The 16,266-nt window shown below is 67.9% G+C and carries 9 protein-coding genes and 1 pseudogene; 2 read left to right on the forward strand and 8 right to left on the reverse strand.

What is annotated here, in order from left to right; translation table 11 throughout:
- Both AC1WTP_RS25420 and AC1WTP_RS25425 read right to left on the reverse strand, forming a co-directional pair.
- On the reverse strand, nucleotides 1–559 hold a 559-nt coding region (locus AC1WTP_RS25420), incomplete at its 3' end, for a hypothetical protein (RefSeq protein WP_481651788.1).
- A 119-nt stretch (nucleotides 560–678) separates the two neighbouring features.
- The gene (locus AC1WTP_RS25425) at nucleotides 679–966 is read right to left on the reverse strand and encodes a hypothetical protein (protein WP_481651789.1); all 288 of its coding nucleotides are present in this window, start codon (nucleotides 964–966) and stop codon (nucleotides 679–681) included.
- A gap of 117 nt (nucleotides 967–1,083) precedes the next feature.
- On the opposite strand from AC1WTP_RS25425, the gene AC1WTP_RS25430 reads away from it, so the two are divergent.
- Nucleotides 1,084–4,170, forward strand: coding sequence for a helicase-related protein (locus tag AC1WTP_RS25430; protein ID WP_481651790.1), 3,087 nt, complete (start codon nucleotides 1,084–1,086; stop codon nucleotides 4,168–4,170).
- On the opposite strand, the gene AC1WTP_RS25435 is transcribed toward AC1WTP_RS25430, so the two are convergent.
- Nucleotides 4,124–5,776: an Hsp70 family protein gene (locus tag AC1WTP_RS25435; RefSeq protein WP_481651791.1), complete on the reverse strand. Its 1,653-nt coding sequence runs from the start codon at nucleotides 5,774–5,776 to the stop codon at nucleotides 4,124–4,126. The two genes, AC1WTP_RS25430 and AC1WTP_RS25435, sit on opposite strands and share 47 nt — an antisense overlap.
- Nucleotides 5,777–5,784: 8 nt before the next feature.
- Nucleotides 5,785–7,836, reverse strand: a complete 2,052-nt coding sequence (locus tag AC1WTP_RS25440) for a hypothetical protein (protein ID WP_481651792.1) — start codon at nucleotides 7,834–7,836, stop codon at nucleotides 5,785–5,787.
- 247 nt (nucleotides 7,837–8,083) lie between these two features.
- Between AC1WTP_RS25440 and AC1WTP_RS25445 the strand changes: the two are divergent.
- Nucleotides 8,084–8,876 (forward strand): annotated as a pseudogene (locus AC1WTP_RS25445) (DUF429 domain-containing protein).
- On the opposite strand, the gene AC1WTP_RS25450 reads toward AC1WTP_RS25445, so the two are convergent.
- The 4 genes from AC1WTP_RS25450 to AC1WTP_RS25465 form a co-directional block, all read right to left on the reverse strand.
- Complete coding sequence (locus AC1WTP_RS25450) at nucleotides 8,870–10,033, reverse strand: restriction system modified-DNA reader domain-containing protein (protein WP_481651793.1); 1,164 nt, start codon at nucleotides 10,031–10,033, stop codon at nucleotides 8,870–8,872. The pseudogene AC1WTP_RS25445 and the gene AC1WTP_RS25450 sit on opposite strands and share 7 nt — an antisense overlap.
- A gap of 8 nt (nucleotides 10,034–10,041) precedes the next feature.
- Nucleotides 10,042–13,773 carry an AAA family ATPase gene (locus AC1WTP_RS25455; protein ID WP_481651794.1) on the reverse strand — a complete coding sequence of 1,244 codons (3,732 nt, stop codon included), beginning with the start codon at nucleotides 13,771–13,773 and terminating at the stop codon, nucleotides 10,042–10,044.
- An 84-nt stretch (nucleotides 13,774–13,857) separates the two neighbouring features.
- Nucleotides 13,858–15,165 carry a serine/threonine-protein kinase gene (locus AC1WTP_RS25460; protein WP_481651795.1) on the reverse strand — a complete coding sequence of 436 codons (1,308 nt, stop codon included), beginning with the start codon at nucleotides 15,163–15,165 and terminating at the stop codon, nucleotides 13,858–13,860.
- Between the two features lie 160 nt (nucleotides 15,166–15,325).
- Nucleotides 15,326–16,198, reverse strand: coding sequence for an 8-oxoguanine DNA glycosylase OGG fold protein (locus AC1WTP_RS25465; protein WP_481651796.1), 873 nt, complete (start codon nucleotides 16,196–16,198; stop codon nucleotides 15,326–15,328).
- Between the last annotated feature and the right edge of the window lie 68 nt (nucleotides 16,199–16,266).

The raw sequence follows: 16,266 nt of genomic DNA on the forward strand, positions 1-16,266 counted from the left end.
GACACCGGATCCCGACGGGCCTCGACCGCCAATCGAGTCGCACGCTCACGCAGCTCATCGTTGTACTTCTTCGGTGCAGGCATCGCTGGTGTTCCTCCCAGGTTTCGATGTCTCCATCAAACCCGGGGCGGGACAGGGCGCTGTAGTTGCCGAGCAGCCCGTCTGTCTTCTGGTTGCCGAGGATCTGGTGCTCCGGCCCGGCGGACAGGTGCACCCTGCCGCCGTTGCCGCCGGCCTTGGCCGCACGCGCGGCGATCCGTTGCAGACCGAAGAAGCCACGGTGACCGTGCACGGTGTGGCGGGCGTACCCGGCCATCTGCTCCCAGACCAGGAAGGCGTTCCCGGTGTCTTCAGGCTGGAGATAGCCGGTGGCCACGGTCCGCTCCGCCAGGCGCAACCCGACGAGCAATGTCGTGAAGCCGGGCAGGGAGTCGGTCACCGTGGTCAGGTTGCCGACCAGCGGCCGGCCCATCGCCGACCACACCGCCTGCGCGCCGAGCCCGTCCCGCGAGCCCTTCACCCTGGCCCGTGGGTCAAGCTCAGTCAGGAAGACAGCCATTGCCCGATCCTCCTCCGCCTGATGTGGACCGTCATCCTCCGTATCGCCATGAATCCCGACCCTGTGCTGGGTTTGTCCGTCAGGTCCACGATCGCGGGACGGGCGGGCCGTAGCGACAGTCAGGTCAAAAGGCGGACGGGCTTCTGGACAACCGGGCGCTGCAGCGTGGACTCTTCCTCTACCAGGATCGGGGCTTCACGTACGCAGGTAGGACGGGGGGCAAGGACGTGATCGAGGACGACCTTCGGTACGAGCCGCCACAGCATGGCTTCGACTGGCTGACGCACCTTGAGCCGGCGACCTGCCTGGTCGTCGGTGAGATACCCGAGACCTATCGCGATGTGGTGAGCACCCTCGCCGGCGAGGTGCGCGAAGCGCCGGCGAACCCGCTGGTCCGGCTGGTCCACGGGGGCACGTACGCCTTCAGGCGAGCGGGCGTCTGGCATATGACGATCGTGGTGTCCGGGCGGGAGCCCACCCGACCGGAGAGCGCTCGATCCCGGTACGCCGAGGACGGGCACCTGGTGCACGCCGGCATCGTGTACGACGCCCTTTGGGCCGGTGCCGATCCGTTCGCCGGCCGGGCGGCGTTCCGCCGTGGTGACATGGTCCGTACCAAGAGCGGCGCCGGCGGTATAGGTCGAGTCAAGGAAGTGCTGCCGCTCGCTGGCACGTACCAGTACCAGGTCGACATGCACGGGGAGATCAAGCGATACAACGAGGACTCGCTCGTCCTGATGGTCGGCGACCCGCGGGACCCAGCCTTCTGGCTCTCGCAACCGCCGGTAGGTGCCGAGGATCTGTCGCTCACTCTGACCTGGACCAAGCTGCGCCATCCCCTCACCGACACGCTCTACTCCTTCGCCTCCAGCAAGACCGTATTCCGGGCGTACCAGTTCAAGCCGGTTCTCAAGGTGCTCACCGCATCGTCCGGACGCCTGCTCATCGCCGACGAGGTCGGGCTCGGCAAGACCATCGAAGCGGGCCTGATCTGGAGCGAGTTGGAGCAACGGTCGCGGCTCGAACGGGTCCTCGTCGTCGCGCCGGCCATACTGACCCTCAAGTGGAAGGCGGAGATGGGTCGGCGGTTCGACCGCCAGCTCGAGATACTTCGACCACGCGACCTCGCCGAGTTTGCCGAGCGACTGGCGAACCGGGACGAGCCGGGCCTGCACGGTGTCGTTTCGCTCGAGTCGCTGCGCGGCGCCGACGGCGTCCTGGAACAGCTCAATGGCCTGCACCCGCGCTTCGATCTGGTCATCGTCGACGAGGCGCACTACCTACGGAACCGCGAGAGCAAGTCGCACGCGCTCGGACGGCTCTTGGCCGATTGGTCCGACTACCTGATCTTCCTCTCCGCGACGCCGCTCAACCTCGGCAACGACGACCTGTTCAATCTGATGAGCCTCCTGGACGAGGGCCACTTCGGCGACCGGGCCATCTTCGAGGCTCAGCTCGAGCCGAACCAGATCCTGAACGATGTCGCCGGGAAGCTACTCGACGAGGGCCGGCAGACGCCGCGCAAGCTGGTGCGTCGCCTGTCGGACCTCGATGCGCTCCAGTTCGGGCCGGCCGTCACCGGGCGACCGGACTACCGACTGCTCCGTTCGCTGTTCGACATCGACCGTCCGTTAGATCACGACGAAGTGGCTCGGGCTCGCCGCCTGCTGGCCGACCTGAACGTGCTCGGCAGCGTGCTCACACGCACCCGCAAGGCGGAGGTGCCCGACCGGAAGGCGGTCCGCGAGCCCCGGAACATCAACGTCGCGTGGACCGAGCAGGAGCAGGCGTACTACGACGCGGTCTACGCCTGGTACATGAGTCGGGCCCTGGAGATGAACACTCCCCCGGGCTTCGCCATGCAGATGCCGCTGCGCCAGGCCGCGAGCTGCATCCCGGCTTCCCAGCAGCTGATCCGGGAGCGCAACCCGGACTACTTCTCGCAGGAGGTCGACGACCCCGAGGAGGACACGACCGCCGATGTGATCGGCCTGCTGGACGTCCCGACGCTCGCCGTTCCGCTCCGCGTCGACAGCAAGTACGACCAGCTTCTCGCCGAGCTGCTCCGGGTACGCGCCGCGGGTCTACGGCAAGTAATGATCTTCTCGTTCTTCCGTCGCACCCTCGCCTACCTGGCCGGGCGTCTGCAGGAGCACTTCAAGGTTCGGGTCATGCACGGCGGCGTGCCAATGCCGGAACGAGAAACGATCATGCGGGAGTTCCGCGCCGGGCAGTTCGAGATACTCCTGCTCAGCGAGGTCGGCTCCGAGGGTCTGGACTTCGAGTTCTGCAACGTGCTGGTCAACTACGACCTGCCGTGGAATCCGATGCGGGTCGAGCAACGCATCGGTCGTCTCGACCGGTTCGGCCAGGAGCACGAGAAGATCTTCATCTACAACATGCACGTGCCCGGCACGATCGAAACCGACATCTTCCAACGGCTCTACGACCGGATCGGTGTGTTCGAGAGCTCGATCGGTGAGCTTGAACCCATCCTGCGCGACCAGCTCGGCGACATCACCAAGCAGCTGCTCGACCCCCGGCTCGGCGCCGCCAGCCGACGGAGAGAGATCGACCGGATAGCGGTGGCCGTGCAGCAGCGCTCGCACGAGACCGAGGCGCTGCGGGCATCGCAGGCGCAGCTGTCCGGCCTCGACGGTCTGCTCGTCGAAGGGCTGACCGACGCCGGGCCTGGCAACGGTCGCTTCATCGGCCCCGCCGAAATCCAGAGGTTACTCGACAAGCTCTTCCAGCGGCTCGGGGGCAAGCGACGGAAGCCGGACAGGAGCGGCATCTTCCAGCTGGTCGGTTCGAGCGAGTTGGCGGAGCGGTTGCGGTCGAGCAGGGTGGGTGAGAAGAGCGGCAGCAAACTCACCCGGTCGAAGCTCGCCGCGCTACTGCAGAACGGGACCCCGCTGGAGTGCACGTTCCAGCCGGAAGCGGCGAGCAAGCACGACGTCGAGCTGCTGTCAGCCCGGCATCCACTGGTCAAGCTCGCCCTCGAGGTGCTCGACGACGAGACGCTGGACTTGCGACGCTTCGGCTCGATGGCCGTGCCCGGGCTGCCGCCCGGCAAGCGTTACCTGGTCACGATCGATCTCGCGGAGACCTCGGGACTGCGGCCGCTGCTCGAGCTCTGGGCGACAGCGATCGACCTCGACACGCGCCAGCCGGACTCCACCGCCGGGGACGCCATCCTCACCGCGCTGGCCGAAGGTACCCTCACGGACGGCCGGTCGGCCCCGCCCGCGGACCCGCACGAGCTGTGGCGCCAGGCTCAGGAACATCTCGCGGCCCGGCACCGGGACACGGAACGGCTCCGGCGGCAGGAGAACGCGGCGCTCGTGGAGGGACGGATCCGCGCCCGGGAGGGTTCGCTGGACCTTCAGATCCAGAAGACCCAGGAGCTCCTCCAGCGGCTACGCACTGAGGGCCGCGGAGCGACGATCGTCCGCCTGCATGAGGGACGCCTGCGTAACCTTCGGGCCCGCCGGACGGAGATCCGGCACGAGCTGGCCGCCCGGAAGGATCTGGAGATCTCGCTGAGCGCCGTAGCGGTCGCCCTCATCGAGTCGGAGGAGCCCACTCCTTCTCCATGTACCAGGGAGTAGGGGGCGTGGGCGTCGACTCCTCAGCGCTGCGGAGCACGAGCTGCGCGTGGTCACGTCCCCGGATGACCGGCCACCGGTCGACCCGCATCCGCACCCGCTGGCCGGACCCGTGGCGGATCGTGATGCGACCGTCGCAGTAGAGCTTGAATCCCATGTTGCGGCCGAACGTCAGGCGCACGCCGTCCATGACCTGTCCGTCGAACGTCAAGCCGAGCGGCTCACCGGTTGTGGCGCGTACCCGCAGCCGGCCGGTGCCGTGCTGAGGGCCGGGGAAGTCGCGGCCATGGCGCTCGTAGCCGAGATCGAACTGACCGTTCAGGACCTGCCACGGCTCATAGAACGGGGTGTACGCCGCGTACAGGGTCTCCTGGCGGAGTTGCCCGCCCTCGTCCCACTCGACAACGAAGTCGAAGCCCGGCCGATGCAGGTTCAGCCGCTCGTAGCCGGCCGTGTCGGCTAGCCCTGCCACGATGGCCTCGTCAGGTTGGACACCTGCGTCGTCGAAGACCTGCGCGTTCGGGAAGAGGGCCCCGATGCGGCGCTCCACATACGGGATGCGGCTCATGCCGCCGGCGAGCAACACGTAGTCGATGTCCGGGCTGAGCGCTACCGGCCCCATCGCGCGAAGCTCGGACGGCGACCGGTTGCCGCGCTCGGTGAGCCGCGCGGCGCGCAGTGCGGCCCACACCAGTTGCTCGGCGGCGTCCATCTGGGGGCGGAATGCCTCCTCGAGCTGCTCTCGGCTGTACGTGAGGATCGGCACTGCCCCGATCCCGCGGGACGGCAGCACGATCCGGTGTTCGGACAAGCGGGAGAGGTTCACCTTGGCGTCACGAGCGGCGCGAAGCACGAGCGCCCGCAGCAACTCCGGCTGCCGCACCGCCTCCAGGTCGAAGCCGCGGCCGCCAAGGTCCTCGAGGAGGTCCCGGGCGATCGCATGGTCGAGCATGTCGCCGGCGTAGGCCGTGCCGAGCGCGGTCAACACCGAGACCTCGGGGTGGGCGCCGCCGACCACGTCGAGCACAGCGATGTCGAGCGTGCCGCCGCCCATGTCGAAGACGAGCAGTCGGCCCGCCGGTCGCTCGCCGTAGGCGAGGAAGCGGTGAGTGACCCAGGCGATGCCAGCGGCGATGGGTTCGTCGACCAGTGACGAGCCCTCGACCGGCAGACCAGCCTTCGCTGCCAAGTCGAGCAGCCGTTGCCGCTGCGCCCCTTCCCACATCGCCGGACAGCCCAGCCGGAGCTCACGATCGGACGTGAGTGGCTCACCGGCTCTGGCCGCGCGGTCACCGATCTCGGCAAGGACCGCCACCATGACCTCGTCCGCCGACACGATGCGCGGCCCGTCAAGGCCGGGCAGCGATACGGTCTCCTCGTTGTCGGTGATCGCCCGCTTGATGGACCGGATGACCTGGTCGCTCGGCAGGGTATCGGCGTCCTCCCCGACGAGCAGTGTCCCGCCGCGGTAGCCCGCCAGTGAGGGAAACCATCGGGTGGTACGCCCCAGCGGCGCGATCTCCACCGGACGGCGACCCGCCCGCGTGGCCACCAGGGACGTGGACGTGCCGAAGTCGACCCCGACGGCGTGACCGTGGGCTCCCCCCATGAGTGCTCCTACGTCGTCGTCACCAGCGCCTTCTCGATGAGGATGTCCTCACCCGGCGGGCACCAGCGGTATCCAGGTCGAATGACCGTAACCGCATTTCCACTTCCTGGGACACCGACGATGGGCTCGTGGACAGTCGGATCAAAGGTCAGTTTCTGTCCGGCCTGACCCACGGGCTCCAACGCCTGCGCGGAGACCAGCGCCCGTACCCGTTCCACGAGTATTTCCGGTGCGGTCTGTTCGACGGAAAGTTCCTCCACTTCGGCGGCGAGGTCGGCCAACGACCGGATGATGTCGATCTGGATCTGCCGGTCCTGTGCGGAGCGGAGTGATGCGGCCTGGCGATGCTCCGCACGCAGACTCTCCTCTAACCGATCACACCGTTCGGCGAGGGCGGCCGCCCGCCGCTCCGCGGCCTCAATCCGCTGCTCGGCCGACTCGACCTCGGCATGTGCCCGCTCCACGTCGCGCCGCAACGCCTCGACGCGCTGCTCCTGGGCCAGCGCGCCGACCCACCCGGCCACGACCTGGTCGCCTCCGGCGACCCGTCGAAAGGCGGCAACCACTGTGTCCGTGGAGAGGTCCGCGACGAACTCGCCGGGCAATCCGAGCAGGAAACCCAGCCGGGTCCGGGAGGTGACCTGGGACAACTCCCGGATCACGAGCGGCTTGACGTACTGCTCGACGATCTCCGAACGCGAGGTGACGCCGCCGAGCACCCCGGTCGCGCACTCGGCGAGGGCGTCCACCGTCACGCCCTCCCACCACTCGGGTAGCAGCAGGGACTTGCTCCGGAACTTGCCGACCGCGGCGAGCAGGGCAGCCCGGCCGCCCTCGGGTCGCAGCGGAAGGTGCGACACCGCCTGCGGAAGGCCGCCGAGGTCGAGACCGGCGCGCTGGTCGCGTGGCAGGCCCGGAAGGAGGCGGGCGAGCACACTGACGGCAGCGTCGACGACCGCCAGATCCTGGTCCCGACGGGCCGCACCAAGCCGGACGAGGAGGGCCATCATTGGGGCAACGGCCGTCGCCGGCAGGTCGGCGAGCGCCGCCGCCCGCCGGAGCAGCCAGGCTGCGGCTGCGACGACGGCGGGCTCCGGTTCAACGTACGCGCGAAGCTCTGCAGCGGCCGCGTCGAGGACCAAGGCCACGACCGACCCGTCAAGGGGCGTACGTCGGCGCGCGCCGTCGATCGCGGCGGACTGCCGTGGCAGGGCGAGCAGCAGGTTCTCCGCCACCGTTCGATCCTCGTCGGAGAGGGCGGTGAGGAAGGCGTCGAGTTGCTGGCTCTCGAGCTGACCGAAGCGCGCCCCGACCGCGAGCGGTCGGGACAGGTTGTCCTGGAGTTGAGCGGGGTGCAGGTCGCCGGTTACCTCGGCGATCCGGTCGGCGAGGGACGGCTGCGCCGCGGGCGGTGTGACCTTCTCGGGGGCGACCGGCTCTTCCGTCCCAACGTCGTCTGCCGCTGCGTCTGTCTCCGCGACCGGTACCACCTGTACGACCAAACTGTCGGAAGCGGGCCGGCGCTGCTCTGGGGCAGGAACAGGCGAAGGCTCAGGCACCGGTGACGGATCAGGAACCGGTTCCGGGGCAGGAGCAGGCGCTGCGGCAACGCCGGCGGGTTGGTCGTCGGGACCGATCCACCGGAATTTCGCAGCTCGCCCCTTCCCGGTCACCTCCACATCGCCGTTCTTGCTGAGCACCCTGCTCGCGGTGGCCCAGGCCGTCTTCACGGCCGCGGAGTCGAGGCCCAGCTGTTCGAGTTCTTCTCGGATACGCAGCGACGTCATTGACGAGCCCTGCTCGCGCAGCACTCGGAGGATGATGCCCTTGGGGTCCTGGGCGAACCAGCCGGCGATGGGGGTCGGGTCGACGAGCGCCTGGTGGCGCAGCGAGCCACGCCGGGCACGCCTGAGCGAGCCGCCGGCGACGACGACCTCTTCCTCCCCGTTGTCCTCCCACCGGACCAGACACCTGGTCCCGTCGACGGAAAGCACCGCGCCGACCCGGACAGGCTCCGTATTCCGGTTCGGCTGCCGGACGACGACCTCAGCTCGTTCCACGGCTGAGACTGTAGACGGGACTGCATGGTCACCTGGATCGGCTCTGGAGGCGAACGTGCACCGGTCGAGCGGCCAACCGGAGCTTGGGGAGCAGCGGTAGCCGCAACTCCCAGCGGCGATTGCCGCAGATTCCCCCGTGCCGCCGAGAATGGGCGGTGAACGGGCTGCCGGATCGGGCTTCGACATGACCGGCGACGACGGGACCTGATTAATGTACGGATCCGCAGGAATTGACTAGGTTGGGCGGATGCTGACGGCGGGAGTTGACCTGCTGGCGGAGGACACCACCACCGCTGTCGCCTGGATCCGGTGGACGGCGACCGGGGCCTCGTTGGAGGAGCTGATCATCGGCGCAGGCGATGATCAGCTCCTGCGCACGGTGGCGGCGGCGGAGAAGGCTGGGATCGATTGTCCACTGGGCTGGCCCGAGCCGTTCGTGGAGTTCATCGTCGCCCACCACCGCGGAAATCTCACCGCCCGCACCGACCTGATCGGCCGGGATTGGCGCAGGAGCTTGGCCTGGCGCCGCACCGATCTGGTAACCCACGAGCTGACCCGTCGTCTCTCGCTCAGCGTGGCTGCGGATCGCATCGCGCACACCGCGATGCGCTGCGCCGCTCTGCTGGCCCGGCTCGCCGAGGACGGGCAACCGGTGGACCGAACCGGTGGCGGAACCTTGGTCGAGGTCTACCCCGCGGCGTCACTCAAGCAGTGGGGGGCTGCCCCATCGTGGATACAAAGGGCGGCAGAACCTCGTCGCCCGCGGGGACCTGGTGGACCGGCTGGCCGACGCTGCGCCATGGCTGCAACTCGGTGCCTTCGAGTCGGTGTGCCGGACCAGCGATCACGCACTCGACGCCGTTGTCGCTGCCCTGACCGCACGGGCGGCCGCAATCGGCGAGGTCACCCGTCCCGGTCCCGCCGACCTGGCCGCCGGCAGCACCGAGGGCTGGATCGCCCTACCAACCGCACCGTTGGGCAAGCTAGTGACCACCTCAGCGGAGACGCCGCCACACCACGCAACGCGGGTTCCTCAATAGGGTTGGTTTGAGAAGTCGGAGCGGGACAGGTCCGACGCCGTCCTGCGACGGATCTCCTTGAGCGACACGAAGTCGCCCGCACGTGCGTCCTCCGTATGCCAGAAGTCGAGCCCGTCCGTTGCCTTCGTCGAGGGCGCGATGTCACGGCCGTGCACGTCGATTTTCACCGCTTCCCCGGCACCTGAGGGCGAGGTGAATGACCGGCGACCGTAGCGGATGCTGCCGTCGGCAAGAAGCTCGGCCTGGTAGTGCTGCCCGAAGTACTTGGCGACGAGGGTGCATCCCGGCCGCAGGCGACCAACCCCGATCATGTCGGAGAGGCGCAGCTTCCGCTCCTCCGAACTCACGCGTTGCTTGCCTGGACGGCGCTGGGCCACGGGGCGGAACGGAAGGGGCTCGGCCTCAACCACCCGTACGTCGGCCTCCTGCACAGGAGCGGCGGAAGGCTCGGCCGGTGCCCGAGCCGGTTCGGCGGCGAGGGGATCGGTCGCTAAGGGGAAGTCGAAAGTCACTCGCGCCCGACGGAGACTGAGTCGAATTTCTTCTCGGCTCAGTCTCGGCAACCGACGGTAGAGCAACGCGACGAGGTGGGGCAGCTGGTCCTCGCTGAACAGGTCAAGGAGTGCGGCATGCACCTGCCGGTCGACGAGGAAGCCAGGCCAGAGTTTAGAGATCCGGTCGTCCTGCATGCTTGCCTTGCTGAGCAGCGACAAGATCTCGACTGCACCTTCAACGTCCTTCTCGAGGCGGACGGTACCGAACAGCTTCTGCTCGACAGGACCAGCCACACGCGCGTTGTAGACACGCCACTCGGCGCCGTCTGTCAACGCCACCCACTCCACACCTGCCTCAGCGGCGTCCGTTAACAACTCAGCCGCCCACCGTGGATCGTCAAGATCGTCGTCGAGGCCCTTTGCCCTGATGAACAGCCGAGGCGTACGCAGCATCAGCAAGGCGTAATCCACGGAACTGTCACTGCTGCCCCGTCTATACCCACGCTGCACCTCATCCGGGTCGAGCACGTCCCACCCAAGCGAGGCGATGACGGGCTCGATCAACGCGGCCTTGGTGTACTGCTCGGTGACCTGTTTCGCGTTCCGCCGGTAGCTCTCCAACCGTTCGACGCACTGCCTGACGACGTCCCGTAGCTCAATCACCCCTGCCCTCACACTCCCAGGGCCTTGCGGGCGAGTTCGCGCCACTTCGGCACGTCGACGCCGTTGAGATCGTCGGTGATGACGAGCGTTCCGCGGCGGCCGCCGCCCTCCTCGTACGGCAGCACGCCGTTGCGGGCGTACCACGCCTTCTTCTCCGCCCACTTCGTCGCGTACCGCGGGTCGGTGAGCATGCCGAGATGCTCCCAGTAGACCGTGTCGCCGAGGTCCGTCTCGATGGTGAAGTCCGGCCGGACCGTTCGACCGTCGTCGCCGGTGAACGGCTCCTCGTACTTGTAGACGGCATTCAGCTGCCGCAGCAGGTTCGCGATGATCACTTCACTCTTGCTGCGGACAAGTTCTCCACCGTCGGTGCGGTGCACCAGGCCGCGGTCAATGACGGTCCCGTCGACCTCGATCGGTTCGGAGGGCACGAAGAGGTTCGTCAGACGGCCGGCCGTGTCGGACCATACAGCTGAGCTGTGCTTCGCGACATCGTTCAGCTCGGCCTCGTGCAGCAGGATCACCTTCCTGCTCTGCCTGGTCAGCGCGGTGTAGAGCAGTTCGCGGCTCAAGCCTGCGCCGTCGGCGGGCAGCACGACGATGGTGATTCCGAACTCGCTGCCCTGTGCCTTGTGAATGGTGATGGCCCAGGCGAGTTCCAGCATCGCTGCCCGATCGTTATCGGCCCAGTCGTAGTAGTCGTACGTGACACCCGGGCGCCCGTTGAACTCGACCTCGGTCTTCCAGGGTCGCTTCTTGACCTGCCAGCGGGTCTGCCCGACCACCACGCCGAGTTCGCCGTTGGCAACGAACAGTTCCGCGGTCCTTGGATACACCCTGGATTCTCGGAAGGTGTGATTACGGATGTTGATGACCTTGTCGCCGACGACGATCCGCTCCGGGCCGATTGGACTGGCGTTGTAACGGTTGAATCCGGCAGCCTGCGCCAGCGCCTTCGCCCCGAACGCATCCTTGAGGGCACGGTTGATCTCGGTGGTGCCCCAGGCTCGACCACGCACCGGGGAGAGGATCTGCCATCGGTCGGCCTTGGCTCCGGCCCCTTTCGCAAAGTACAGGTTGCCCTTGTCGGAGACTTGGCCGCCGTAGCTGCTGCCGAACGCGCCGGCGAGTTCGTCCTCGGAGACGTCCCGAAGCTCGTCGATCTCATCACGCAACACAGCGAGCAGTGTGCTGAACAGATGCGGCCGCTGATACCGGACCGCTCGCAGGGTCGCCATGTTCTCACCGGAACGCAACCGTTCCCAGATGAGGTCGGCGGCCGGGGACAACTCACCATCGGCGAACCAGTTCGCCAGGACCAGGTCATCTCGTTCATCGCCGGTCTGCCGTCGCGGAATCGTGAGTTCCGCGTAGCCGGGCGCGCAGCGAGGGTGGCGAGTGGCGATGTCCTCTGGCGCGAGTCGCCGGACGATGTCGACGAACGGCCGCCCGGCACCGATCGGCGGGAGCTGGCGCGGGTCGCCGACGAGCACCAGACGCTGCACGCCGGTGACCGCGTCCAGAAGCGCGGCGAGCTGTTCCTCGGTGAGCATGGACGCCTCGTCGACGACCACGGTCTTGTAGTTGGTCGCGCGGCTCTGCGGATCTCTTGTGATCAGGTAGCGCTCGCTCTGAGGGTCGTACCGTCCCGTCTTGATCAGGAACTGAGCGAGGGTCACGGCGTCCGCCTGCACCCGGTGCGCCAGCTGCACCCGGGCCTTGCCGGTCGGCGCGACCAGCAGGACTCCCCCGGACTCGATGGGGGCGGTGTGCCGGAGCACCTTCAGCAGGGTTGTCTTGCCGGTGCCGGCGGGCCCGATGAGCACGCTGATCCGCGAGGCGTACAGCGTCTCCAGCGCGGCAACCTTCTCCTTCCGTGCCTGTACCTCGGCGTCTCGCTCCTCGGCGGTCAGGTCGCTCTTGATGTCGCCGAGGGTGTCGCCGAGCAGGGCGGCGAAGTCCGGTGCACCGCTGAGCGACGTACCTTTCAACCGGCGCTCCACCTGGTCCCGGATGAGCCCGCCGACTTCCGCCAACTCGGTGAGCTGTAGCGCCGGCGCTCCGTCGGGCAGCGTCACCCCGGTCAGCGGCGCGCCCGGCCGCAGGGTGCCGGCCGAGAGGCAGTGCGCGTCGAGAACATCCGCGCTGACCGGGCACGGCGCACTCAGCCCGTGCTGAGCCCGCTCACGGATCTGGTTGACCAGGTGAGCCTGCGGACGCAGCGTGTGCCCCGCTGCCTTTTCCCGCTGCAACTCGTCGATGACGAGGGCCCTTATTCGCCGCGCGTCGAGCTCGTCGTCCATCGCGGTCGGCTTGGGCAGCGGGTGAGCCGAGGCGATCTTCGCGTCGGGGAAGCAGCCGCGGTCAATGACGGAGAACGGTACCGCCTCCCGCTGGTCGCGGTCGGCTTCGAACAGCAGGTACGGGTTGGCGATAATAGCGTCGTCGGTCAGCGCCGAGTAACGCCGTTCGACCACGAAGAACCGCTCGGCCTGCTCCCTGGTCAGCGAGAAGCGGCTGAGCAGTTGGAGCAGTTCCCGCCGCTCGGGTTTCAGCGCCTGCCACGTCTTTTGCAGGCTCGGCGTCAGGTGTGCGGCTGCGGTGATGCCGAGACGGTCTGGGTCAGTCATCGCCTGCTCGAGCGTCGGCCAGGGATCCGCGTCGGGACCGGCCGCTGCGGCGACCATGTGGGCGAAGGTGACGGACTGCCGCACGCCGAATGCCGCCAGGACGCTGGCGAGCCCAGGACGTGGGCCGCGCAGCTTCCAGAGTCGGTTGAGCTGGGCTTCCAGCCAGTCGAACCCGAGTGGGCCGGCGCCGTCGCCGAGGATCCGCTGGGCATTACGGCCGGCCGCCTGCAGGGCGAGCAGGGCGTCGATGGCGAGGTCGTGGCTGACGTGCTCGCTGACGTACGAGAAGGCCACCCAGCCCGCCTCGGGGGCGAAAGCGAGGGCGTCGCTGATGTCGATGCCGTCGTGGTCGCGAGCGGCGAGCAGAGCCTGGTAGGGCAGTAGGAACCCCTGCTGCTGGTTCGGGCGCAGCGAGTGCTCGATCGTGGTCTCCCACATCTGCGCCGGGAACCGCTCGCCGCCCTGGCTCCGGTAGGCGCCGGTGGGGGTGACCTTGGCGACCATCGCCGCCCCAACCAACAGCCGGCGGGTGTCGTCCGTGAGCGGGCTGTGCTTGGCGTAGAAGAAGACCAGGCTGCGTTCGGGCTGCACGGTGTCGAAGAAGGCGTCGAGCAGCGTCTTCTGGTTGTCGCCGTGCATCACCCAGTTGATGTTCTTCCACCCGGTGATCGCGTCTACCTGCTCCTCGAGCTCTAACTGCAGGCCGATTTGGCGCTCCCCTCCGATCACCTGGGCGTCGTCGCGCGACATCCACCGGAACGGCACCGCCTGGGCCGAGTAGGGCGGCATCGGCTGTGACGTGGGGAGGAAGGTTGCGAATGCGGGGTTCTTGTCGGTGAAGGGGTGGACGCGCTGGAAGTGGATCGGACGCGGCGACATGAAGGTGGCGCGCTCGGCGACGCACGGCGGCGCGTCGGCGAGCGACAGCTCGGCGATCGGCTTGCCGGCCAGGCTCTGTTCCTGCTGGTCGCGGCGGTTCTGGCCAATGTTCGGCAACAGCACGCACGTGCCGTTGCCGCGCGGGTCGTGGCACACCGTGCCGTTCCATCCGCCGTCGTGCCAGGGCACGCGGATGGAAATGTGCTCGATCGGCCGAACCGGCTCCCCCATGTGCTCTCCTCGTGTTGGCTACGCGACCAAACCTGCCGCCTGTCTGTCGCGAGTGGAATCGGGCGTGCGGTTGGAATGGCCTGGTCAGCGGTTCCGATGCAGCCGGTTGAGCGTCCTGCTGGCCTCGTTCCGCCGGCCTGCGCCGAGCTGTAGCAGGCCGACGTCTCGCTGCAGGTCAACGATCCGGGGATCGTCGCCGTCGAGGAGAGGTCCGACGTCCCGCAGCAGCCCCTCTAGTCTCCGCAGCGCGCGATTGACGTCGCCGGTGCGGCTGTAGCAGGTGGCCTCCCGCCTCCGGCAGTGCAACAGCCGGTCGAGGTCCTCGCTCACGTGGGCGTCATCTGCGACCTCGGCGTACGCCTGAGCTGCCTGCCGGTAGTCGCCGCTGTCGAACCACATGTCGGCACGCTGCAGTGGACTCTGGAGATCGGTCCCGTGGGTGGCCGTGCTCTCGCCCCCGGGTAGCAGTGCGGCGCCGGAGGTGGTGAACTGCGACGGTGCCGGTGCGGGACCCGGCACAGTCGGTGGGACATCGGTGAACACCCGGTTCAGCACGCCCGCGTACATGCGGAAGGGGCTGCGCTGCGACGGCGGGTTGAGTGCGCCAGGCAACTGCCCCAGTCCGCGGATGAAGGGCAGCAGCCGCTCGTAGACGGTCTCGGCGTCGGCGGGGCGATCCTTGGAATCCTTCGCCAGCAGGTCGAGCACGAGCCGTTCCAGCCTGGCCGGCACATCGGCGCGTACGTCCCGCAGCGCCGGCGGCTGTTCATGGACGTGCTGGTTCATGAGCAGATAGGTCGTGGACCCGTTGAACGGCCGCTCACCGGCAAGCATCTCGTGCAGGGTGCAGCCCAAGGCGTAGAGGTCGCTCGCTGGACTCGGATCGTTCCCGCCGAGGAACTGCTCCGGCGCCATGTAGGCGAGGGTCCCGGGGTTCTGATCACTATGGGTGATCTTGGAAAAGTCCGGCATTGCGGGAGCGACCGCCAGGCCGAAGTCGAGCACCTTGACCGCGCCGTTCGGCTCCAACATCAGGTTGCCTGGCTTCAGATCGCGATGCACCAGGCCGGCCTCGTGGGCGGCCGTGAGCACGGAGCAGACCTGCGCGGCGATGGCCGCTGCCCAGCCGAGCGGCAGTGGGGCCTGTTCCGCGATCAGGTCGGAGACGTTGATGCCACGGATCCGCTGCATGACGAGGAACGGCCGCCCGTCCTGCTCGCCCCAGTCATAGACCGCCGGCACGCCCGGATGCTCCAACCGCGCCATGATGCGGGACTCCCGGCGGAATCGCCGTATGAGGGCGTCGTCGTGCCTGTCGTCCTGCAACCGGATGAACTTGACAGCGATCTCGCGGTCGAGCGTGCTGTCCCGGCCGAACCAGACCTGTCCCATCGCACCGCCAGGTACTGGCAACGGCTCCAACACGTATCGGCCGTTCATCACCGTTCGCCCTGACACACCGCCTCCCCGCGGTCCCGGTGAGTGCCAGTGGTCGCAGCAAAGGGCGTGCGTCCGGTGTGGCCCCAGCCCTCACCACTCGACCATTGCATGATCACTCCGGCGACTCCCGCCGAACGAAGCCGCGAGCCAGCACGATACGCCGCAACTGCCGTACGCCGCGCTCGAAGTCCTCGATGTCGTCTGCGTCAATGTCGCCCGGCAGAGCGGCGAAGGCGGCAGCAGCCTCGTCGAGAGCGTCTAGCACGGCAAACTCGTCGGACTCCTCGGAGACCTCCTGGGCGGTGAGCTGCTGCGAGCCGTCGTCGGCGAACATCAGGTACTCCACCTCGTCCGGCCTGAGGTCGAGATCCCGCGCCCATTTGGTCACCAGACACAGGTACCGGCGGTAGTCCTCGACGTTCCAGTTCAGACTGACGTGGCAGTCGGCGTGCTGCCAGAGCCACCGCTGTACCCGCCGGTCAAGCACCAGCGCTGGCGATGCCTCCGCGTCACTACAGAAGAAGAGGTACTTGGTGGCGAAGGAAACGCCGAGGTAGCGAAGGCGGTGTTGATTCAGCCATTCGAACGTCTCGGCCCCGCCATCGCGGCGCGTTCTCAACGCCACCTCGCGGAGAACACGGGGTGCGTCGACGCCCTCGCGCAGCACCCGGGCGGTACGGAACGCGCCGTACCCGACCGGCCCGTACCCCCACACCATCGCTGTCACGAACGCCTGAACGGCGGCTTCCTCACCGTCAGCGGCACGGCCCCCACGCTTCATCACATACTCGCGGTCGAGACGGTCCGGCAACTGGGCGAGAAGGTCGCCATGTTCCGGCAGCGTTGCCTGCCACGTGGAACGGTTCCACCCCATGCCGTTCTGGGGCTGGCGTCCATCGTTGTTCCACCGCGCCACCAGTTCACGGAGACGATTCGGGACAGGGACACAGTCGTTCGACACAGCGACCATGGTCTCATCGACCACGGCTTTCAGGCCACGCACAGGTAGACGGGTCGATTCGCCAATCGGGCCAGGATCCGCCGCCGCCCCTA

The organism is Micromonospora sp. R311 (genome assembly GCF_056780015.1).

Excerpts from the sequence above, each read along its gene's own strand:
- AC1WTP_RS25435 (WP_481651791.1), bottom strand. The coding sequence starts at position 5,776 with ATGGGGGGAGCCCACGGTCACGCCGTCGGGGTCGACTTCGGCACGTCC.
- AC1WTP_RS25460 (WP_481651795.1), bottom strand. The coding sequence starts at position 15,165 with ATGGGACAGGTCTGGTTCGGCCGGGACAGCACGCTCGACCGCGAGATC.
- AC1WTP_RS25455 (WP_481651794.1), bottom strand. The coding sequence starts at position 13,773 with ATGGGGGAGCCGGTTCGGCCGATCGAGCACATTTCCATCCGCGTGCCC.